Origin of the sequence: Enterobacter cloacae complex sp. P13B (assembly GCF_014895915.1) — a bacterium.
In the GTDB taxonomy this organism is placed as follows: Bacteria; Pseudomonadota; Gammaproteobacteria; order Enterobacterales; family Enterobacteriaceae; genus Enterobacter; species Enterobacter bugandensis.
On record NZ_JADBQN010000025.1, the window covers coordinates 14,266 to 34,560 of the forward strand.

Below are 20,295 nucleotides of genomic sequence, written 5' to 3' on the forward strand. Positions count from 1 at the left end.
AAACCCCCATGGCCGTGGCGTTAAGCCGTGTTACGCCTGCCGTTGTGCAACGACTCCAGGTCCCGGTTCAGGTACTGCTCTACGCGGGACTGTTTATTTTTGCGGAATACCTTGTCGACTGGCTGCATCTGCCTTTACCCGCCAACCTGGTGGGGATGGTGCTGATGCTGGCGCTGATCCTCTGCCGCGCGTTGCCCCTCAGCTGGGTGCGCGCCGGCGCGCGCTGGCTGCTGGCGGAGATGCTGCTGTTCTTCGTTCCGGCCGTGGTGGCGGTGGTGAACTATGCGCAGCTGCTGATGGTCGACGGCTGGCGCATCTTCACGGTTATTGCCCTGAGCACGCTGATGGTGCTGGGTGCCACCGCCTGGGTGGTGGATAAGGTGTACCGGTTCGAAATCAGCAGGCAAAAGCATGACTAACTTTCAGATAAGCGTGCTGTGCCTGATCGTGACGATCGCCATCTACTTTGCCAACAAGCGCCTGTATCGCCGCTTTCGCACGCTGCCGCTGATGCCGCTGGTCTTCACGCCCATCCTGCTGGTGCTGATGCTGATCTTCGGCCATATCTCCTGGCAGAACTACATTGGTGAATCCCACTGGCTGCTGTGGCTGCTCGGCCCGGCAACCATCGCTTTTGCCGTACCCGTTTATGAAAACCTGGCCATTATCAAACGCCACTGGATGTCGCTCAGCGCGGGCGTCGTCACCGCGACGGTGGTGGCGGTCTGTAGCTCCGTCTGGCTGGCGCGGCTGTTTACCCTCTCCGATGAAATTCAGCGCAGCCTGGCCGTGCGCTCGGTGACCACGCCGTTTGCGCTGGCAGCGGCTAAACCGCTCGGCGGGCAGCCGGACCTGGTGGCGCTGTTTGTGGTGGTGACGGGCGTCTTTGGCATGGCGGTGGGAGATGTACTGTTCCTGCGGCTCTCTATCCGTGAAGGGATGGCGAAAGGAGCAGGGTTTGGCGCGGCATCTCATGGGGCAGGCACGGCGCGTTCGTATGAGCTGGGTCAGCAGGAAGGGGTCGTTGCAAGCCTGGTGATGATGCTCTCGGGCGTGACGATGGTGCTGATTGCGCCGCTGGTGGCGTGGGTGATGTTTTAAGCTCCCCGGCCAGAGCAACCGGGGAGAAAGGCTTAGTGCGCGCGGCCCTGCTCAACGCCGAGGCCGGTCTGCGAGCGGATAAACTGGGCGCGGAATTTCTCACGCTCCAGGTTACCCTCCGGCGAGTTGTCGGTAGCCGAGAAGACCCAGATACCGATAAACGCCACGGCAATGGAGAACAGCGCCGGGTACTCGTACGGGAAGATAGCGCTTTCGTGACCGAGGATCTGCACCCAGATGGTCGGGCCGAGGATCATCAGAATTACCGCTGTCAGCAGGCCGAGCCAGCCGCCTATCATCGCCCCACGGGTGGTCAGTTTGGACCAGTACATGGAGAGCAGAATGATTGGGAAGTTACAGCTTGCCGCAATCGAGAAGGCCAGTCCCACCATAAAGGCGATGTTCTGCTTCTCAAACAGGATCCCCAGCAGAATAGCGACCACGCCCAGCACCAGCACGGTGATTTTGGAAACCTTCAGCTCGTCGCGCTCGCTCGCGCCTTTACGGAAGACGTTGGCGTAGAGGTCGTGCGATACTGCAGACGCGCCCGCCAGCGTCAGCCCGGCGACCACCGCAAGGATGGTGGCGAAGGCCACGGCGGAGATAAAGCCGAGGAACAGGTTGCCGCCCACCGCGTCGGCCAGGTGCACCGCCGCCATGTTGTTACCGCCAATCAGCGCGCCCGCCGCGTCTTTAAACGCCGGGTTCGCGCCCACCAGCATGATCGCGCCGAAGCCGATGATAAAGGTCAGGATGTAGAAGTAGCCCATAAAGCCGGTGGCGTAGAAGACGCTCTTACGCGCTTCACGCGCGTCTGACACCGTGAAGAAACGCATCAGAATGTGCGGCAGGCCAGCGGTACCAAACATCAGGCCGAGACCGAGAGAGAGCGCGGAGATCGGATCTTTCACCAGCCCGCCCGGGCTCATGATCGCTTCTCCTTTCGGGTGGACAGCCATCGCTTCGGTGAACAGGTTATTGAAGCTGAAGCCGACGTGTTTCATCACCATAAAGGCCATAAAGCTCGCGCCGAACAGCAGCAGTACGGCTTTGATGATCTGCACCCAGGTGGTGGCCAGCATGCCGCCGAACAGAACGTACATCACCATCAGCACGCCCACCAGCACCACCGCGACGTGGTAGTTCAGGCCAAACAGCAGTTCGATAAGCTTGCCCGCGCCCACCATCTGGGCGATCAGATACAGCGCCACCACCACCAGCGAGCCGCAGGCGGAGAGGGTACGAATCGGCCCCTGCTTCAGGCGATAGGATGCCACGTCGGCGAAGGTGTAACGTCCCAGGTTGCGCAAGCGTTCGGCAATCAGGAACAGAATGATCGGCCAGCCGACGAGGAAGCCGAGGGAGTAGATCAGGCCGTCATAGCCGGAGGTGTACACCAGCGCGGAGATTCCGAGGAACGAGGCGGCGGACATAAAGTCACCCGCAATCGCCAGCCCGTTCTGGAAGCCCGTTATGTTGCCGCCCGCGGTGTAGTAATCGTTACGGGAGCGCACGCGTTTCGATGCCCAGTACGTAATGTACAGCGTCAGCACCACGAAAATCAGGAACATGATAATCGCCTGCCAGTTGGTGGGCTGGCGCTGTACCTCGCCGGTAATGGCATCCGCCGCGTGGGCGGCAAAGGGAAGTGTGGCGGCTAGCGCCGTCAGGACTCGCTTCATGATGCTTTTACCTCTTGCAGTACCGCTTTATTAAGACGATCGAACTCACCGTTCGCACGCCAGACGTAGACGCCGGTCAGCACAAACGAAATCACGATCACGCCAATGCCAATGGGGATACCGCGCGTCACGCTGGTGCCCTCATGTAACGGGGTGCCCAGCCAGTGCGGCGCAAAGGCGATGAGCAGAATAAAGCCGACATAGATAATCAGCATGATGATGGAAAGGGTGAAGGCAAACCGTTGCCGCTTATCGACGAGCTCCCTGTAGTGCGCACTATTCTCTATCTGCTGACAAATATCGTTATTCATCACAGAAATCTCCAGAGGTAAGGTTGGTTTGTTTTATCCCCTCTCCCCTATGGGGAGAGGGTGAGGGGAGAGGGAGAAAACACTAGGATGGCATCGCGATGGCCTGCTTCTCTTCGAGCAGTTTGTCCACCACGCCAGGATCGGCAAGCGTTGAGGTATCGCCGAGGTTGCTGGTATCGCCTGCCGCGATTTTGCGCAGGATACGGCGCATAATCTTGCCGGAACGGGTTTTTGGCAGCGAGTCTGTCCAGTGCAGTACGTCCGGCGTGGCAAGCGGGCCAATCTCTTTACGTACCCAGTTGCGCACCTCGGTATACAGCTCCGGCGACGGCTCTTCACCGTGGTTTAGAGTGACGTAGGCGTAAATCGCCTGGCCCTTGATGTTGTGAGGAATGCCGACCACCGCCGCTTCGGCAATCTTCGGATGCGACACCAGCGCGGACTCAATCTCTGCCGTACCCAGACGGTGGCCGGAAACGTTCAGCACGTCGTCCACGCGTCCGGTGATCCAGTAATAACCGTCTTCATCCCGGCGCGCGCCGTCGCCGCTGAAGTACATGTTTTTAAAGGTCGAGAAGTAGGTCTGCTCGAAGCGCTCGTGATCGCCAAACAGCGTGCGCGCCTGGCCCGGCCAGGAGTCTGTGATCACCAGGTTACCCTCGGTGGCGCCTTCCTGCGGATTACCTTCGTTATCCACCAGCGCAGGCTGCACGCCGAAGAACGGACGGGTTGCCGAGCCGGCCTTCAGCTGCGTGGCACCCGGCATTGGGGTGATCATGAAGCCGCCGGTTTCGGTCTGCCACCAGGTGTCCATCACCGGGCACTTCTCGTTACCGATTTTCTTCCAGTACCACTCCCAGGCTTCCGGGTTGATGGGCTCGCCCACGGAGCCGAGGATGCGCAATGAGGAGCGGTCAGTGCCCTCGATGGCCTTATCGCCTTCCGCCATTAACGCGCGGATCGCCGTTGGCGCGGTGTAAAGAATGTTGACCTGGTGCTTATCGACCACCTGACACATGCGCGCCGGGGTCGGCCAGTTCGGTACGCCCTCAAACATCAGCGTCGTTGCGCCGCAGGCCAGCGGACCGTACAGCAGGTAGCTGTGTCCGGTGACCCAGCCCACGTCGGCGGTACACCAGTAGATGTCGCCCGGATGGTAGTCGAAGACGTATTTAAAGGTGGTGGCCGCATAGACCAGATAGCCGCCGGTGGTGTGCAGTACGCCTTTCGGTTTACCGGTTGAGCCGGAGGTGTAAAGAATAAACAGCGGATCTTCCGCATTCATCTCTTCCGGCTGATGCTGGTCGCTCGCTTTTTCAATCAGGTCGCTCCACCACAGGTCACGCCCCTCGTGCCAGTCGATCTTGCCGCCGGTACGCTTGAGGACAATGACGTTATTGATGGATTTGACGTTCGGGTTTTTCAGCGCTTCATCGACGTTTTTCTTCAGCGGAATACCGCGCCCGGCGCGTACGCCCTCGTCGGCGGTGATCACCAGCTTCGAGTTCGAGTCAACGATGCGCCCGGCAACCGCCTCAGGGGAGAAGCCGCCGAAGATGACGGAGTGGATCGCGCCGATACGCGCGCAGGCGAGCATAGCTACCGCCGCTTCCGGCACCATCGGCATGTAGATCGCCACCACGTCGCCTTTTTTAATCCCCTGGTCCAGCAGCACGTTGGCGAAGCGGCAGACGTCGCGGTGCAGCTCTTTATAAGAGATATGTTTGCTCTGAGAGGCATCGTCGCCTTCCCAGATAATGGCCGTTTCGTTGCCGCGTTCGGCAAGATGGCGGTCCAGGCAGTTCGCCGCCAGGTTCAGCGTGCCGTCTTCATACCATTTAATGGAGACGTTGCCTGGCGCGAAAGAGGTATTCTTCACCTTCTGATAAGGTTTTATCCAGTCAAGGATGTGACCCTGCTCGCCCCAGAAGGCGTCCGGGTTGGTAACAGATTGCTGATATTTCTCGTGGTACTGCTCCGGGGTGATCAGGCAACGGTCCGCAATGTTTGCGGGAATGTCGTGTTTGTGTATTTGGCTCATGGCTTTTTTTCTCCTTGTAAGATGTTAATAATATGTCGCAAAAACGTTAATAGTAGGGGCTTTACAAGCTTTGTTTAGTATTTGGGCGACAGATCACGCATTGTTTGAACTGGTTGAAAATTGAGCGAATGAAACTTTGAAGGGAAATAATTCACGATGCCGATTATTCACAATTCTTTATAAAAAAGCGTTTTTATAACAAAAGGTTATTTATCAGAATTATGACAAACTCGCGTCATAACCGCTTTTGATAGTGAAATGCGTCGTTCTTTAAGGCTTGCGCAACAGGTCGTGCAAATGATACTCATACGCCGCGTTAAAAAATCCCATAAACCAACGCAACACAATTCATACCCTTTCAGTATGTCTCCATATTCATGCAGTTTTGCTGGTGCGGAGATTTCATTGAGGAAGTCAGTTTCTATGAAAAATTTGAAAGTCAGCCTGGCCTGGCAGATCCTGCTGGCCCTTGTGCTGGGCATCTTGCTGGGCAGTTATCTTCATTATCATAGCGACAGCCGCGAGTGGCTGATTGCGAACCTGCTCTCTCCGGCAGGCGATATTTTTATTCATCTGATTAAGATGATTGTGGTGCCCATTGTGATCTCGACGCTGGTGGTCGGTATCGCGGGCGTCGGCGATGCGAAGCAGTTAGGCCGCATTGGCGCGAAAACTATTCTCTATTTCGAAGTGATCACCACGGTTGCGATTATCCTCGGCATAACGCTGGCGAACGTATTCCAGCCAGGCTCCGGGATCGATATGTCACAGCTGGCGACGGTGGATATTTCGAAATACCAAAGCACCACCGCTGACGTGCAGAGCCATTCCCACGGTCTGATGGGGACTATCCTGTCGCTGGTGCCGACCAACATCATTGCTTCCATGGCGAAAGGCGAGATGCTGCCGATCATCTTCTTCTCGGTGCTGTTTGGTCTGGGGCTCTCCTCGTTGCCAGCGACGCACCGCGAGCCGCTGGTGACCGTGTTCCGCTCTATCTCCGAAACCATGTTCAAAGTGACCCACATGGTGATGCGCTACGCGCCGGTTGGGGTGTTCGCGCTTATCGCCGTGACCGTGGCGAACTTTGGTTTTGCCTCCCTGTGGCCGCTGGCGAAGCTGGTGATCCTGGTGCACTTCGCCATTCTGTTCTTCGCGCTGGTGGTGCTGGGGATTGTGGCGCGCCTGTGCGGGCTGAGCATCTGGATCCTGATCCGTATCCTGAAGGATGAACTGATTCTGGCGTACTCCACCGCAAGCTCCGAGAGCGTGCTGCCGCGCATTATCGAGAAGATGGAGGCGTACGGTGCGCCAGCGTCGATAACGAGCTTCGTGGTGCCGACCGGCTACTCCTTTAACCTGGATGGCTCGACGTTGTACCAGAGTATTGCGGCGATCTTTATCGCGCAGCTGTACGGCATTGACCTGTCGCTGTGGCAGGAGATCGTACTGGTTCTGACGCTGATGGTAACCTCAAAGGGCATCGCAGGCGTGCCGGGCGTCTCCTTCGTGGTGCTGCTGGCGACGCTGGGCAGCGTGGGTATTCCGCTGGAAGGCCTGGCGTTTATCGCCGGTGTGGACCGTATCCTCGATATGGCGCGTACGGCGCTGAACGTGGTGGGTAACGCGCTGGCGGTGCTGGTTATCGCCAAGTGGGAACACAAATTCGACCGTAAAAAAGCGCTGGCGTATGAACGTGAAGTGCTGGGTCGTTTTGATAAGACGGCTGACCAGTAACATTATAAGCCCGGTGGCGCTGCGCTTACCGGGCCTACGGGTTTTGTAGGCCCGGTAAGGCGAAGCCGCCACCCGGCACGTTATTCTCCGCTCAACGCATCAAACTCCTCACACCCCGTATCAAACCCTTCGGTACAGCTCAGGTTTAGCCAGTAGAGCGCTTTCTGCTTATTCGGCGTGATAAAGCCTTTCTCACCCTGCTGGAACAGCATTCCTGCCCAGTATTCCGCATAGCCCGTACGTGACAGCGACGAGCTACGCTTAAACCATGACGCCGCCTGTACGTCATCCTGCGGCACCTCTACGCCGTTGGCATAAATCAGCCCCAGCAGCAGCTGCGCATCGACCGCCGAGTCGTTGTCGATATCTTCGGCCGCCGTTTGCAGGAGCTTGATGGCCTGAGGATAGTCGGTTTTACCCGCCTGCGTGTTCACCATAATACGCGCCAGCATAATCGTGCCGCGCTTGCTGCCGGCGATGGTGGCCTGCTGCGCCAGCGCTTTAGCCTGAGCGTAATCCCCCTGCGTAAAGAGGATCTGCGAGAGTAACCCCATGGCGTCGACATCACCGCCTTTCGCGGCTTTCTCGGCCCACAGCGCTGCCTGCTTTCTGTCACCGGAGCTGAAGTAGGTATCGGCGAGATAATACTGGGCGCGGGCATCGCCGGCTTCCGCCTGCTTCTGATACTGGCTGCCTATCTCATCCGCGCGGGCGAACGACGTAAAAAATAACAACAACAGAAAAATGGCTTTCATGGATTCTTATCATCTGGGTACACGCCGCGCAGTATAATCGCGGTAGCAAAAGAAAAAAATGGGTGCATTAAGACCTCAGCATCCTACAAGCCGGGCGAAACCGTGGTTTCGCCCGTAGAGGTTAGCCTGCCACGCAGGCTAATTTCGCCGCCACCTCCTGATGTTCACTCTTTATTGAAAACTCGCACAGTCTACCGCGAGTAATAAAGGTAAATATCACTATCGTCAGGCAGATAATAAAGACGATGCCTAACGCAGTTTTTAATGGCGTCATGCCTTTTACTCCTTGTCAAAAAAAGAATAAGAGGCTACTCTCAACCTGTTGGTAGTTGAGGGGCAGCCTCGGGTGAATGAAAATTTCCCGGGGCTTTCCACTTTCTGTCCCTCAACAATGCTCAAGACAGAAAGTCTTAAGCACCCGCCGCACATCTTATCCTTCTGAATTAAAATGCAAAGATGTAATTCTGTTCTGCGCGAATTACATTATTTTGCGAGCCGCTTTCCAGATTAATAATTTATATTTTTAATGTTTTAAGCGGAAATAAAAAGGGAGTGAATAACTCACTCCCTTTATTCAGCGATTAATTAACGGCTTCAACCCATTGCGCTTTCACGCAGCCGTGCTTTCAGCTTGTTATATTCGTCGATCACATACTGTTCCGCCGCGTGCTGATCCGCAATCGACTCCACGTTGACGGCGCAGTATTTGTACTCCGGCGTTTTGGTTATCGGGCTGAGGTTCTCCGTCACCAGCTCGTTACAGGCACCAATCCACCACTGGTAGGTCATATAGACCGCCCCTTTGTTTGGACGGTCGCTGACCTGCGCGCGGGTAATGATGCGGCCTTTGCGCGAATTCACCCACACCAGCGCTTCATCCTCAATGCCGAGGCGCTCCGCATCGGCGGTGTTGATCTGCGCGTAGCCCGGTTCGTCCGCCAGCGCCGCCAGCGCGGCGCAGTTGCCGGTCATTGAACGGCAGGAGTAGTGGCCTACTTCACGAACGGTAGAGAGCACCATCGGGTACTCCTCGGTGAGTTTATCGATCGGCGCAACCCAGTCGCAGGTGAAGAACTGCGCCAGCCCGTTCGGCGTGTCAAATTTCTCTTTAAAGAGATACGACGTCCCCTGGTCGGCCTCCGACTCGTCCCGGCACGGCCACTGGATGTAGCCCAGCTCACCCATTTTTTCATAGGTTGCCCCATAAAAGTCCGGGCACAGATGCCGCAGCTCGTCCCAGATCTCCTGGGTGTTGTTGTAGTGCATCGGGTAGCCCATGCGGGTGGCGATTTCGCTGATGATCTGCCAGTCCGTTTTCAAATCCCACTTCGGCTCGACCGCCTTAAAGAAGCGCTGGAAGCCACGGTCCGCCGCCGTGTAGACGCCTTCATGCTCGCCCCAGGATGTCGACGGGAGAATCACATCCGCCGCCGCCGCGGTTTTGGTCATGAAGATATCCTGGACAATCACCAGCTCCAGATCCTCAAAGCCTTTGCGCACCGCAGACAGCTCGGCGTCGGTCTGGAGCGGATCTTCACCCATGATGTAGGCCGCCCGCACTTCACCGTGCGCCGCGCGGTGCGGCAGCTCGCTGATGCGATAGCCGGTGTGTGCCGGCAGGCTCTCCACGCCCCAGGCCTTCGCGAACTTCTCGCGGTTTTCCGGGTACTTCACGTACTGGTAGCCCGGATACGTGTCCGGCAGCGCGCCCATGTCGCAGGCACCCTGGACGTTATTCTGGCCGCGAACCGGGTTAACGCCGACGTGCGCTTTGCCCAGATTCCCGGTCAGCATCGCGAGGCTGGTCAGGGAGCGCACGGTTTCCACGCCCTGGTAGAACTGGGTCACGCCCATGCCCCACAGGATGGCGGCGGTTTTCGCTCCGGCATACATCCGAGCCGCCTGGCGGATCTCCTGCGCGCTCACGCCGGTTATCGCCTCTACCGACTCCGGCGTGTAGCCTTCGACAATTTTCCGGTACTCTTCAAACCCTTCCGTACGCGTGGCGACAAACGCCTGGTCGTACAGGTTTTCCTCAATAATGACGTGCCCCATCGCATTCAACAGCGCGATATTCGAGCCGTTTTTCAGCGCAATGTGCATATCCGCAATGCGCGCGGTTTCGATTTTGCGCGGATCGCAGACGATGATTTTCGCCCCGTTCTGTTTAGCGCGAATCACGTGGTTCGCGACGATAGGGTGAGAATCCGCCGGGTTATAACCGAAGATAAACACCAGATCGGTGTTATCTATCTCGTTGATAGCATTACTCATTGCGCCGTTACCGACCGACTGGTGCAGACCTGCAACCGATGGGCCGTGTCAGACGCGAGCGCAGCAGTCGACGTTATTGGTACCAATAACGGCGCGCGCGAATTTTTGCATCACGTAGTTGGTTTCATTCCCGGTCCCGCGTGAGGAGCCGGTGGTCTGAATGGCATCCGGGCCATACTTGGCCTTAATGGCACTCAGGCGCGTGGCGACGTAATCCAGCGCCTCGTTCCAGGAGACGGCTTCCAGCTTGCCGCCGCGCTCGCGGCGGATCATCGGGTTTTTCAGGCGCGGGGTGAGGATTTGTGTATCGTTAATAAAATCCCAGCCGTAATACCCCTTCAGGCACAGCGTGCCCTGGTTGGTTTTCCCCTGCGCGGCCTCCGCCCGGACAATTTTGCCGTTATCGACCACCAGGTGGATCTTGCAACCTGAGGCACAATAAGGGCAAACCGTGACGACTTTTTTCATCAGTCTGCTCCAGTTAATCAAATCTTTCGCACCGACTAATGCAGCTTCTATGCCATGTTTTTAGTGGGGTTACTCACCGGCTTTACGGTGCATTCACGGCGAAATCCCTGACGAAAAGCAGACAATCGTCAAAATTGACGTGTCGAATGAGCGGCGGATGTGACATGGGTTGAATTTCCGTCACGGAAAAATCCATTTCACTGGAGCCGACGGCAGAATGGTTCAGACTTAACATAATCCCCTGACGGAAGCATATGATGAAACCGGCGATTCTGGTGGTTGATGACGATATGGCAGTGTGTGAACTGCTGCAGGATGTGCTGAGCGAGCACGTCTTTAGCGTGCTTGTCTGCCACAACGGCCAGGATGCGCTGCGACAGGTCCAGCAGGAGCCGGCTATCGCCCTTGTTCTGCTGGATATGATGCTGCCGGACATCAACGGCCTGCAGGTTTTGCTGCAGCTGCAAAAGCAGCGCCCGGCGCTACCGGTGATCATGTTAACCGGGCTGGGCAGTGAATCAGACGTGGTGGTGGGGCTGGAGATGGGGGCTGACGATTATATTGGCAAACCGTTTAATCCACGCGTGGTGGTGGCCCGCGTTAAGGCCGTGCTGCGTCGTACCGGAGCGCTGGCAGCCGAAGCGCCGATGCCACGTGCGGCGGGGATAACCTTCAACGACTGGACGCTGGACACTGCCCGCTGTGAACTGATTGATCCGCAGCGTAACGCCGTGCCACTGACTCAGGGTGAATATGGCCTGCTGCTGGCGCTCACGCAAAATGCCCGCCGGGTACTGAGCCGCGAGCAGCTGCTTGAGCTCACCCACAGCGAAAGTACCGAGGTATTCGACCGCACGATTGACGTGTTGATCATGCGCCTGCGGCGAAAAATCGAGGTCAACCCGCATCAGCCTAAGCTCATCAAAACCATGCGCGGTCTGGGCTACGTTTTTGCCGCCGATGTGTCTCATAGCGAGAAAGCGGCCTAAGTATTCTCTTTAATAAACAGCTGCAGCTCGGCCAGCGTTTTCGCGCCGTCAATCGCATTGGCCGCCAGCAGGCTGGCCCGCGCGCAGGCGTGCGCCAGATAAATACTTTCTGTCAGCGGCAGCGATTCATGGCAGCCGTATAAAAAGCCCGCGCAAAACGCGTCGCCCGCGCCAACGCTGCCGATAATCTCGTTCTGCTCCAGCTTCCACGACGGAACCCATCGGCCCGCTTCTCCCGGTGTTTCACCCCATGCCCCTTCCGGGCAGTGGATTACCACCCGCTGACGAACGCCTGCCGCCAGCAGTTGCGCCGCGGCATCGGCGATATGGGCGATGTTCAGCGCATCGTCGGCGTCGCGCATCTCCAGCCCGCTAAACTCACCAGCCTCGAGCTCGTTAATCACCAGATAATCCAGATGGCGCAGGGCAGGGAGTACCAGTGGCTGATAGCGCGGGTCGCCCTTGCGGGACACCAGGTCAAGGGAGGTTTCATACCCCTGCTCGCGCATCTGCGCCAGCAGCCGCGCGCTGCGGGTGCCAAACTCGTCATCCGGCATATCCAGGCTGTCGAGCAGCAGCAGGTAGCCGAGATGGAAGATCTTCATCGATCCATCGAGACGATCGAAGGCGGGAAGATCCAGCAGACGGTTGGCGCCCGGCGAGTGGAAAAAGGTGCGCTGCCCGCTGGGATCGGTCATCACCTGCGACATGGAGGTTGGCGCAAAGGTGGTGCGTTGTACGCGCTGGCGGTTGACGTGGTACTGGTCGAGCATCGCCAGAATGTAATCCCCGTCGCCGTCTTCCCCGATCAGCCCCACCGCCTGCAGCGGCAGGCCGGCGTGCATTTTCGCCAGCGTCAGCAGCACGTTGAGCGGCGCGCCGCCGGTGGAGCGTTCGCTGTGGGTGATTTCCGCCAGCCAGCCGCGCTCCGGCCACTGCACGATCTGGTGAACGTGATCCACCAGCATATTGCCTGCGGCGATGATGCCTTTGCGTTCCATTATGCCTGCCCCGCGCTGCCGAAGATGCGCATCTGCTCGGCGACCGTATCGGTTATCGCCTCTTCTATCCCCAGCAGCAGTTCGGCAAACTCATCGTACAGCGGCTGGCGGTTCGCCATACGCTGCTCAACGGCGGCGAGCGCGGCCTGCGACATGCCGGTGTAGAAGTTGATTTTATGAATGCCCAGCTCGATGGCGCGGCGGAAGTCGGCATCGCTAATCCCGGAGCCGCCGTGCAGCACCAGCGGCAGCCCCGTCTGCTGACGAATGGCGTCCAGGCGCGGGAAATCGAGCTTCGGTTCGCCTTTGTATTTGCCGTGCGCGTTGCCGATGGCGACCGCCAGCGCGTCGATGCCGGTCTTATCAACAAACTCCCGCGCCAGCTGCGGGTCGGTAAAGAACGCTTCATCCGCATGTCCGTACAGCGCGCCGCCTTCATCCCCGCCGACCGCACCCAGCTCCGCCTCCACCGAGACGCCCACCGCGTGGCACATCTTCACCACTTCCCGGGTCTGGCGAATGTTCTCCTCGTAGCTCAGCGTCGAGCCGTCGAACATCACCGAGCTAAACCCCAGGCGCAGGGCGCGCACGACGGCCTCGAAATGCAGACCGTGGTCGAGATTCAGCATCACGGGAATATCGTGACGGGCGGCTTCGAACTTAACCGCTTCGACCAGCGAATCTAGGGAAACATACTTAAAGTGCACTTCGGCGATGTTGATGATAAACGGCGAGCGTTCCTGCTTTGCGGCGGCAAACAGCGCGCGCAGGAAATGGGAGTCGAGCACGTTGAACGCGCCCAGCGCGTAGCGGTGTTTCCTGGCGTGCTCAAGACCGTCGGCAAGAGAAATCAGTGGCATCATTCACTCCTTATCTCCGAAACAGGTTGTACTCGTTGCACAGCACCAGCACCGCCGGTTCGTCTTCTTCGATGTTGTTATAGCGGGCAACGGGCTGCAAAAAGTGGTTGTCGTGCTCGTCGTCATTCACCGACGACACTTCGCCCACCAGCACGTCGCCAAAGCCGCGTTCGCCCCAGAAGCTGTGATACAGACCGGGCGTGAGACAGATGCTTTCCCCTGGTGTGAGGCGCAGCTGGCTGCCGGGAGCATGGGTTTGCCGACAGCCGTCAATCGTGACGGTCACGTCGGTGTTTTCGGTCTCCTCATGCATCCCGGCATTCCATAACTCAATAATCAGGTTCCCGCCCCCCCGGTTAATGATGTCCTCCCGCTTGCGCCAGTGAAAATGCATCGGCGTCACCTGGCCGTCGCGCACGTGCATGATTTTTTCGGCGTAGCATTTCTCATACGGCACGCCGTTGGGGGAGCCGTTGCGCAGGGTAAACAGCGTCAGACCCTGTGCGGCGAAATTGTTGCCGCCGAAAGCGGTCACGTCCCAGCCGAGCTTGAGGTCAAACACTTCCTGCCACGCGGCCCGATCAAGCTGCTGCCATTTTGTGGGTGGAAAGCTGGCAAACGGCGGGAGATGCACGTCGTGCATGGAAAAGAACTGCCGCGTGTGGCCGAGGATTTCATTGATGTCGGAGCGTTTCATGGGGACTCCTTGAAAACAGTTCCCTCTCCCTGTGGGAGAGGGAAAAGGATCATTTAACCGTCCACCCCTTATACGTGCCGACGTTCTTTTTATCGATCATCGTCACCGGGATCAGCACAGGCTCTTTCGGCGCAGGTTTGCCCTGCAGAATGTCATAGCCGATCTCCACCGCCTTCGCCGCCATCACCTGCGGATCCTGCGCCGGGGTCGCCACAAACAGGGAGTTTTCGCGCTTCAGCGCCTCTTCACCGTCCGGGGAACCGTCCACGCCGACGATAAAGAACTCGTTGCGCTGGGCCTGTTTCGCCGCCAGATCGGCGCCGATCGCGGTCGGATCGTTAATCGCGAATACGCCGTCGATCTTCGGATTGGCCGCCAGCAGGGAGGTCATCACTTCCAGCCCACCTTCACGACTGCCTTTGGCATTTTGGTTGTCCGAGAGCACCTTGATGTCCGGATGTTTTTTGAATTCCGTCTGGCAGCCTTCCACGCGGTTCTGCACCGCGGAGACCGGCGGTCCGTTGATGATCACCACGTTGCCTTTGCCTTTCAGGCGGTCGGTAATGTACTTACAGGCCATTTCCCCCGCCTGGGTATTATCGGAGGTGATGGTCGCATCGGCCCCTTCCGCCGCCACGTCCACCGCCACGACCACGATCCCCGCTTCTTTGGCCCGCTTCACCGCCGGGCCGATCCCTTTGGAATCCGCAGCGTTGAGGATGATCATGTCCACCTTCGCGGCGATGAAGTTATCGATCTGCGCCACCTGCTGGCCCAGATCGTAACCGCTGGAAACCAGCGTCACCTTGACGTTATCGCCAGCCAGCTTGCGTGCTTCCAGCTCGGCACCTTTGGTGATCTGCACGAAGAACGGGTTAGCCAGGTCGCCCACCGTCACGCCGATGGACTTCAGATCTTTTGCCTGCGCAAACGGCGTTGCGGCCAGCAGGGCGCCAGCACAGAGCGCGGTCACTAAGGGTTTCAAACGCATCTTGTCTTCCTCGCTTGTAGGGTATTGTTGTTATGCACTTTGATGGTGTCGGGTACGGTATTTGTCGATCAGCACCGCTATGATGATCACCGCCCCTTTGATCACCAGCTGCCAGAAGTAGGAGACGCCCATCAGCGTCATGCCGTTGTTGAGGGTGGCGATGATCAGCGCCCCCACCAGTGTGCCGGTGATCGTGCCGATCCCGCCGACGAAGCTGGTGCCGCCGAGGATCACCGCCGCAATCGCATCCAACTCGTAACCCGTGCCGAGGTTGCCGTTGGCGCTGTAGAGGCGCGAGGCGCTCATCACCCCGCCGAGGCCGGAGAGCAGGCCGCTCATGCCGTAGACAAACAGCAGTACCAGCCAGACCTTGATACCGGTTAAGCGCGCCGCCTGCATGTTGCCGCCGACCGCGTAGATATGAACGCCGAGCGTGGTGCGGCGCAGGATGAACCAGCAGATAGCGATGACCGCCAGGGCAATGACGACGAGCCACGGAATCGGGCCGAGATAGTTATTGCCGATCCACTCGAAGCTGATGCTGGAGTTAATCACCGTGGTGCCGTCCGCCAGCAGATACGCCGCGCCTCGCAGCGCCGTATAGGTGCCGAGCGTGACGATAAACGGCGGCAGCCCGGCGAAGGCCACCAGCGCGCCGTTGAACAGCCCCAGCACCATGCCGAGCATCAGCGCCGCCGGAATGGAGAGCATCGCGAATTCAGGAATAAGCGAGACCACCATCGCCGCCACCGCCGTGGTGCCCAGAATCGAGCCCACGGAGAGGTCAATCCCGCCGGTCAGGATGATGAAGGTCATTCCCGCCGCCAGCACGATGTTGATCGACGCCTGACGGGTAATGTTGAGCAGGTTACTTTCGGTAAAGAAGTTCGGGGCGATAAAGCCAAACACCGCCACAATCAGGATTAAAATCGGCAAAATGCCGACCGTTTGCATCAGATCGCTCATCAGCATTTTTTTGGCGGAGGCGGATTTCGCCACCTGCTGCGGATGGGTTGGAGTTGTCATGATTGCACCGCCTGATGATGTGTGTCGTTCACGCCGGTTGCCAGCGTCATAATATTTTCCTGTGAGATGTCGCGCCCGTGCAGTTCACCCGCAATGCTGCCTTCCCGCATTACGTACACCCGGTCGCTCATCCCCACCACTTCCGGCAGCTCGCTGGAGATCATCAAAATCGCCACCCCCTTGCGCGCCATCTGGTTCATGATGCGGTAGATCTCGCTTTTGGCACCGACGTCCACCCCGCGCGTGGGTTCGTCGAGAATCAGAATGCGCGGGCCAATCGCCACCCAGCGGGAGATCAGCAGCTTTTGCTGGTTGCCGCCGGAGAGCCCGCCCGCGCGCACCTGAGAATGGGGCACGCGGATGTTAAGCAGGGCGATAGCGTCATCGGAAATGGACTGGGCTTTTTTGCGGTTAAGCATGCCGAAGGTGGCGTCGCGCTCCAGCGTCGCCATGGTGATGTTCTCCTGCGCCGCCAGCTCCAGAAACAGCCCCTGCTCCTTGCGGTTCTCGGTGAGAAAACCAATCCCGTTTTCAATGGCCGCGCGCGGGGAGTGGATCACCACCGGCTCGCCGTCCACCTCAATCATCCCGCCGGTGGCCTTGCGCACGCCGAAAATCAACTGCGCCAGCTCGGAGCGTCCGGCCCCGACCAGCCCCGCCAGCCCGACGATTTCACCGGAGCGCACCTGCAGGCTGCATGGCTGCACTTTTTTACCGTCGGTGAGATGGTGCACGTTGAGACGCGGGCTGCCGAGAGGGATATCGCGCTCTTTGTTGAACAGATCGCTGAGCGGGCGGCCCACCATCATCTTCACCAGTTCAGACGCGTTCAGCTTGTCGCGCGTCAGGCTGCCGACGTACTGCCCGTCGCGCAGAACGCTCACGCGGTCAGAGAGTTCATACACTTCCGCCATGCGGTGGCTGATATAGATGATCGCCATCCCTTCATCGCGCAGGCGCAAAATCAGTTCGAACAGGCGGTGGGTTTCGCGGGAGGAGAGGGCGGCGGTGGGTTCGTCCATCACCAGGATGCGGCTGTTGCGGTGCAGCGCGCGGGCGATTTCCACCTGCTGCTGCTCGGCGATGGTCAGCTTCATCACCAGGTCGGTGGCGCTGAACTGCGCGCCGAGACGGTCAATCACCGCCTGCGCCTGGGCGGCCATCTCCTTGCGCTGCACCAGCCCGCCGCGCGACAACTCGCTGCCGAGGAAGATATTTTCCGCGACGGTCAGATTGGGGGCGAGCTGCATCTCCTGGTAAATCAGGGTAATGCCTGCGGCCAGCGCGTCCTTCGGCCCTTTAATGTGAAACGGCTGGCCGTCGATCAGGATCTCGCCGCCGGTGGCGGTATAGGCCCCCGCGAGGATCTTCATCAGCGTGCTTTTTCCCGCGCCGTTTTCCCCCATCAGCGCGTGGATCTCACCGGGGAAGACCGTCAAATCCACGCCCTTGAGCGCGTGGAAATTGCCAAAGGTTTTGGCAATGTGGCGCATCTCTAAAACCGGGGTTCTGCTCATGGCGGATCTCCTGTGAATGTCGATATCTGCACTTCATCACAGGTGCGTAAATGCAAAATGTCAGAAGCTGTTCATATTTGTCATAGTTATGAATAGCGAATGTGGATCACAGTTACGGAGTCAACATGTCTTCACGCCCCCCGTTCTTCTCCAGCGCCCGCGGTCGCCTGCTGATATTTAACCTGCTGGTGGTCGCCGTCACGCTGATGGTGAGCGGCGTGGCGGTGCTCGGCTTTCGTCATGCCAGCCAGATCCAGGAGCAGGTCCAACAGCAAACGCTGGACGACATGACCGGGAGCATGAACCTCGCGCGCGACACGGCCAACGTGGCAACGGCGGCGGTGCGGCTTTCGCAGGTGGTAGGGGCGCTGGAGTACAAAGGCGAGGCCGAGCGGCTGAAGCAGATGCAAACGGCGCTGCGCCGCTCGCTGGAACAGCTGGCGGATGCCCCGCTGGCGCAGCAGGAGCCGGCGCTGGTGGCGCGGATTATTCGCAGAAGCAATGAATTACAGCAAAGCGTAACGGGGATGCTGGAGCGTGGGCAAAAGCGGCATCTTGAGCGTAACGCGCTGCTGAGCTCGCTCTATCAAAGCCAGAGCTATTTACGCCATCTTCAGGACATCAACCGCCGCTTCGGCAGCAACGTGCCGGACGCGCGGCAGCTGATGGAGATGGATCGGCTGATCGCGGCCGCGATTGATACACCTTCGCCGCGTGCTACCGTTCAGCAGCTGGACGCCGTGACCGCCACGCTGCCCCGAAGCGCCATACAGCCGGTCGTGGAGGGCGTTCTGCCCGATTTTAACGCCGAGCTGCGCAAGCTTGCCCCGCTGTCGAAGCAGCTGGAGGAGAGCGATCTGTCCATCAGCTGGTATATGTTCCACATTAAGGCGCTGGTGGCGATCCTTAATAGCGATATTAATCAGTACGTTGAGCAGGTGGCGCAGGCTTCCCGGCTTCGCACGGCCCAGAGCCATCACGAGTTGCAATCCATCAGCGTGTTTATCAGCATCTTCGCCGTGCTGGCGCTGATCATCACCGGCTGCGCCTGCTGGTATATCTACCGCAATCTGGGCTCCAACCTGACGGCCATCTCCCGGGCGATGTCGCGACTTGCCCACGGTGAACAGGATGTTTCTGTTCCTGCGCTGCAGCGGCGCGACGAGCTGGGCGAGCTGGCGCGCGCGTTTAACGTTTTTGCCCGCAACACCGCCTCGCTTGAGCACACCACGCGTCTGCTGAAAGAGAAAACCACGCAGATGGAGATCGACCGCATCGAGCGTCAGGGGCTGGAAGAGGCGCTGCTGCACAGCCAGAAGATGAAGGCCGTCGGACAGCTGACCGGCGGGCTGGCGCATGATTTTAACAACCTGCTGGCGGTAATTATCGGCAGCCTTGAGCTGACAGACCCCGAATCAAACGACGCGCCGCGCATTACCCGTGCGCTGAAGGCTGCCGAACGCGGCGCGCTGCTGACCCAGCGGCTGCTGGCGTTTTCCCGCAAACAGTCCCTGACGCCGCATGCAGTAGAGATGCTGCCCCTGCTGGAAAACCTTCGGGAACTGATGCGCCACTCGCTGCCCGCCACGCTTACCCTGGAGATTGAAGCGCAAACCCCGGCATGGCCCGCGTGGATTGACGTCAGCCAGCTGGAGAACGCCATTATCAACCTGGTGATGAACGCCCGGGATGCGATGGAAGGCCAAAGCGGGGCGATCAAAATTCGCACCTGGAACCAGCGCGTGACCCGCAGCGACGGACGCAGGCAGGATATGGTAGCGCTGGAGGTCATCGATCGCGGCAGCGGGATGTCGCAGGAGGTGAAATCCCGGGTTTTTGAACCGTTCTTCACCACCAAGCAGACCGGGAGCGGAAGTGGGCTGGGCCTGTCGATGGTGTACGGTTTTGTGCGTCAGTCCGGGGGGCGGGTAGAGATCGAAAGCGCGCCGGGACAAGGAACGACCGTGCGGCTCCACCTCCCGCGCTCGACGCTGCCCGCCGTCTCGGAGGATGAAGCGCTGGCTGCCACAACGTCCGTGGATCACGAGCGGCTTGTACTGGTGCTGGAAGATGAGGCGGACGTTCGCCAGACCCTGTGCGAACAGCTGCATCAGCTTGGCTACCTGACGCTCGAAGCGGACAGCGGCGAACAGGCCCTGAACATGCTGGCGGCGTCGCCGGATATTGGTATGTTTATCAGCGATCTGATGTTGCCCGGAAGCCTGAGCGGGGCCGAAGTGATTAACCATGTGCGCAGCCATTATCCGCAGCTTCCGGTGCTGCTGATCAGCGGGCAGGATTTGCGCCCGGCGCATAACCCGCAACTGCCGGACGTTCCGTTACTGCGTAAGCCGTTTACCCGCCAGCAGCTGGCGCAGGTGCTGCGGAAGGTGATGGTAATTTGAGATTCCTCCGCTACCCCGGTTCCCAGCCGTTCATTACCGTAAAGCCAGTCAACCTGCGAGACTGGCCTTATGAAACGTTACTCTACCGTCCTGTTATTTGGTCTGCTGACTTTAACCAGCCAACTGGCGCATGCCGATGTGATTGATGACGCCATTGGCAACATTCAGCAGGCGATCAACGATGCCTACAACCCCAGCAGCAGCCGTAATGACGATGACGACGATCGTTACGACCGCAGCCGTCAAATCGACAGCCGACAGTACGACGATCGTCGTCGGCAGCTCGAAGACAGACGCCGCCGCTTAGACGAGCGTCAGCGCCAGCTGGACGACGACAGGCGTCGGTTAGAAGAGGACGAGCGCAGGTTGGAAGACGATTACGATCGCGGCTAAGTGCGGCCTGTTGCCCTCACCCCAACCCTCTCCCACGGGAGAGGGAG

The 20,295-nt window shown here is 58.8% G+C and carries 18 protein-coding genes; 6 read left to right on the forward strand and 12 right to left on the reverse strand.

All coding sequences use genetic code 11. The annotated features are described in order from the left end of the window. Positions 1-8: 8 nt before the first annotated feature. The gene (locus IM273_RS12445; protein ID WP_155026727.1) at positions 9-419 is read left to right on the forward strand and encodes a CidA/LrgA family protein; all 411 of its coding nucleotides are present in this window, start codon (positions 9-11) and stop codon (positions 417-419) included. Further along, positions 412-1,101 carry an LrgB family protein gene (locus IM273_RS12450; RefSeq protein ID WP_193051648.1) on the forward strand — a complete coding sequence of 230 codons (690 nt, stop codon included), beginning with the start codon at positions 412-414 and terminating at the stop codon, positions 1,099-1,101. Before IM273_RS12445 ends, IM273_RS12450 begins: the two co-directional genes overlap by 8 nt. A gap of 32 nt (positions 1,102-1,133) precedes the next feature. On the opposite strand, the gene actP is transcribed toward IM273_RS12450, so the two are convergent. From actP to acs, 3 genes are all read right to left on the reverse strand, one after another. Continuing rightward, positions 1,134-2,783: a cation/acetate symporter ActP gene (gene actP / locus IM273_RS12455; RefSeq protein WP_045261053.1), complete on the reverse strand. Its 1,650-nt coding sequence runs from the start codon at positions 2,781-2,783 to the stop codon at positions 1,134-1,136. Beyond that, complete coding sequence (locus tag IM273_RS12460; protein WP_028015185.1) at positions 2,780-3,094, reverse strand: DUF485 domain-containing protein; 315 nt, start codon at positions 3,092-3,094, stop codon at positions 2,780-2,782. Before IM273_RS12460 ends, actP begins: the two co-directional genes overlap by 4 nt. Positions 3,095-3,176: 82 nt before the next feature. Continuing rightward, positions 3,177-5,135 carry an acetate--CoA ligase gene (gene acs / locus IM273_RS12465; RefSeq protein ID WP_041911526.1) on the reverse strand — a complete coding sequence of 653 codons (1,959 nt, stop codon included), beginning with the start codon at positions 5,133-5,135 and terminating at the stop codon, positions 3,177-3,179. A gap of 423 nt (positions 5,136-5,558) precedes the next feature. On the opposite strand from acs, the gene gltP reads away from it, so the two are divergent. After that, complete coding sequence (gltP, locus tag IM273_RS12470) at positions 5,559-6,872, forward strand: glutamate/aspartate:proton symporter GltP (RefSeq protein ID WP_028015187.1); 1,314 nt, start codon at positions 5,559-5,561, stop codon at positions 6,870-6,872. 80 nt (positions 6,873-6,952) lie between these two features. Here the strand turns inward: gltP and IM273_RS12475 are convergent, their stop codons facing one another. From IM273_RS12475 to fdhF, 3 genes are all read right to left on the reverse strand, one after another. Then, a complete protein-coding gene (locus IM273_RS12475) occupies positions 6,953-7,627 on the reverse strand; it encodes a tetratricopeptide repeat protein (protein ID WP_045261055.1) in 675 nt (224 codons plus the stop codon). A gap of 121 nt (positions 7,628-7,748) precedes the next feature. Continuing rightward, positions 7,749-7,901, reverse strand: coding sequence for a Hok/Gef family protein (locus tag IM273_RS12480; protein ID WP_028015189.1), 153 nt, complete (start codon positions 7,899-7,901; stop codon positions 7,749-7,751). Between the two features lie 320 nt (positions 7,902-8,221). After that, the gene (fdhF, locus tag IM273_RS12485) at positions 8,222-10,369 is read right to left on the reverse strand and encodes a formate dehydrogenase subunit alpha (RefSeq protein ID WP_193051649.1); all 2,148 of its coding nucleotides are present in this window, start codon (positions 10,367-10,369) and stop codon (positions 8,222-8,224) included. 257 nt (positions 10,370-10,626) lie between these two features. On the opposite strand from fdhF, the gene IM273_RS12490 reads away from it, so the two are divergent. Beyond that, positions 10,627-11,358, forward strand: coding sequence for a response regulator (locus tag IM273_RS12490; RefSeq protein ID WP_048960190.1), 732 nt, complete (start codon positions 10,627-10,629; stop codon positions 11,356-11,358). Here the strand turns inward: IM273_RS12490 and IM273_RS12495 are convergent. Genes IM273_RS12495 through IM273_RS12520 form a run of 6 tightly spaced genes read right to left on the reverse strand, consistent with a single transcriptional unit; the run spans position 11,355 to position 17,450 of the window. Continuing rightward, complete coding sequence (locus IM273_RS12495) at positions 11,355-12,362, reverse strand: carbohydrate kinase family protein (protein WP_182034418.1); 1,008 nt, start codon at positions 12,360-12,362, stop codon at positions 11,355-11,357. The genes IM273_RS12490 and IM273_RS12495 overlap by 4 nt on opposite strands. After that, positions 12,359-13,219, reverse strand: coding sequence for a ketose 1,6-bisphosphate aldolase (locus tag IM273_RS12500; RefSeq protein ID WP_193051662.1), 861 nt, complete (start codon positions 13,217-13,219; stop codon positions 12,359-12,361). Before IM273_RS12500 ends, IM273_RS12495 begins: the two co-directional genes overlap by 4 nt. A 10-nt stretch (positions 13,220-13,229) precedes the next feature. Then, on the reverse strand, positions 13,230-13,916 hold the full coding sequence (locus IM273_RS12505) for a D-lyxose/D-mannose family sugar isomerase (RefSeq protein WP_059357318.1): 687 nt from the start codon (positions 13,914-13,916) through the stop codon (positions 13,230-13,232). Between the two features lie 49 nt (positions 13,917-13,965). Continuing rightward, positions 13,966-14,907, reverse strand: coding sequence for an ABC transporter substrate-binding protein (locus tag IM273_RS12510; RefSeq protein ID WP_193051650.1), 942 nt, complete (start codon positions 14,905-14,907; stop codon positions 13,966-13,968). 30 nt (positions 14,908-14,937) lie between these two features. Further along, positions 14,938-15,933 (reverse strand): ribose ABC transporter permease, encoded by a 996-nt coding sequence (locus tag IM273_RS12515; protein WP_028015198.1) that lies wholly within the window; start codon positions 15,931-15,933, stop codon positions 14,938-14,940. Beyond that, entirely contained in the window at positions 15,930-17,450 is a 1,521-nt protein-coding gene (locus tag IM273_RS12520; RefSeq protein ID WP_028015199.1) for a sugar ABC transporter ATP-binding protein, read from the reverse strand. Before IM273_RS12520 ends, IM273_RS12515 begins: the two co-directional genes overlap by 4 nt. A 125-nt stretch (positions 17,451-17,575) precedes the next feature. Between IM273_RS12520 and IM273_RS12525 the strand changes: the two genes are divergently transcribed. Next, positions 17,576-19,855 (forward strand): ATP-binding protein, encoded by a 2,280-nt coding sequence (locus IM273_RS12525; protein ID WP_193051651.1) that lies wholly within the window; start codon positions 17,576-17,578, stop codon positions 19,853-19,855. Between the two features lie 69 nt (positions 19,856-19,924). Then, positions 19,925-20,248, forward strand: coding sequence for a DDRRRQL repeat protein YjdP (yjdP, locus tag IM273_RS12530; protein ID WP_028015201.1), 324 nt, complete (start codon positions 19,925-19,927; stop codon positions 20,246-20,248). Positions 20,249-20,295 lie beyond the last annotated feature (47 nt).

Bases quoted from the DNA above. Each gene is read 5' to 3' on its own strand.
- IM273_RS12500 (WP_193051662.1), bottom strand. From the start codon at position 13,219: ATGCCACTGATTTCTCTTGCCGACGGTCTTGAGCACGCCAGGAAACAC.
- IM273_RS12460 (WP_028015185.1), bottom strand. From the start codon at position 3,094: ATGAATAACGATATTTGTCAGCAGATAGAGAATAGTGCGCACTACAGG.
- IM273_RS12475 (WP_045261055.1), bottom strand. From the start codon at position 7,627: ATGAAAGCCATTTTTCTGTTGTTGTTATTTTTTACGTCGTTCGCCCGC.
- gltP (WP_028015187.1), top strand. From the start codon at position 5,559: ATGAAAAATTTGAAAGTCAGCCTGGCCTGGCAGATCCTGCTGGCCCTT.
- IM273_RS12445 (WP_155026727.1), top strand. From the start codon at position 9: ATGGCCGTGGCGTTAAGCCGTGTTACGCCTGCCGTTGTGCAACGACTC.
- IM273_RS12490 (WP_048960190.1), top strand. From the start codon at position 10,627: ATGAAACCGGCGATTCTGGTGGTTGATGACGATATGGCAGTGTGTGAA.
- IM273_RS12525 (WP_193051651.1), top strand. From the start codon at position 17,576: ATGTCTTCACGCCCCCCGTTCTTCTCCAGCGCCCGCGGTCGCCTGCTG.
- IM273_RS12515 (WP_028015198.1), bottom strand. From the start codon at position 15,933: ATGACAACTCCAACCCATCCGCAGCAGGTGGCGAAATCCGCCTCCGCC.
- IM273_RS12480 (WP_028015189.1), bottom strand. From the start codon at position 7,901: ATGACGCCATTAAAAACTGCGTTAGGCATCGTCTTTATTATCTGCCTG.
- IM273_RS12510 (WP_193051650.1), bottom strand. From the start codon at position 14,907: ATGCGTTTGAAACCCTTAGTGACCGCGCTCTGTGCTGGCGCCCTGCTG.
- IM273_RS12520 (WP_028015199.1), bottom strand. From the start codon at position 17,450: ATGAGCAGAACCCCGGTTTTAGAGATGCGCCACATTGCCAAAACCTTT.
- yjdP (WP_028015201.1), top strand. From the start codon at position 19,925: ATGAAACGTTACTCTACCGTCCTGTTATTTGGTCTGCTGACTTTAACC.
- IM273_RS12450 (WP_193051648.1), top strand. From the start codon at position 412: ATGACTAACTTTCAGATAAGCGTGCTGTGCCTGATCGTGACGATCGCC.
- IM273_RS12505 (WP_059357318.1), bottom strand. From the start codon at position 13,916: ATGAAACGCTCCGACATCAATGAAATCCTCGGCCACACGCGGCAGTTC.
- acs (WP_041911526.1), bottom strand. From the start codon at position 5,135: ATGAGCCAAATACACAAACACGACATTCCCGCAAACATTGCGGACCGT.
- actP (WP_045261053.1), bottom strand. From the start codon at position 2,783: ATGAAGCGAGTCCTGACGGCGCTAGCCGCCACACTTCCCTTTGCCGCC.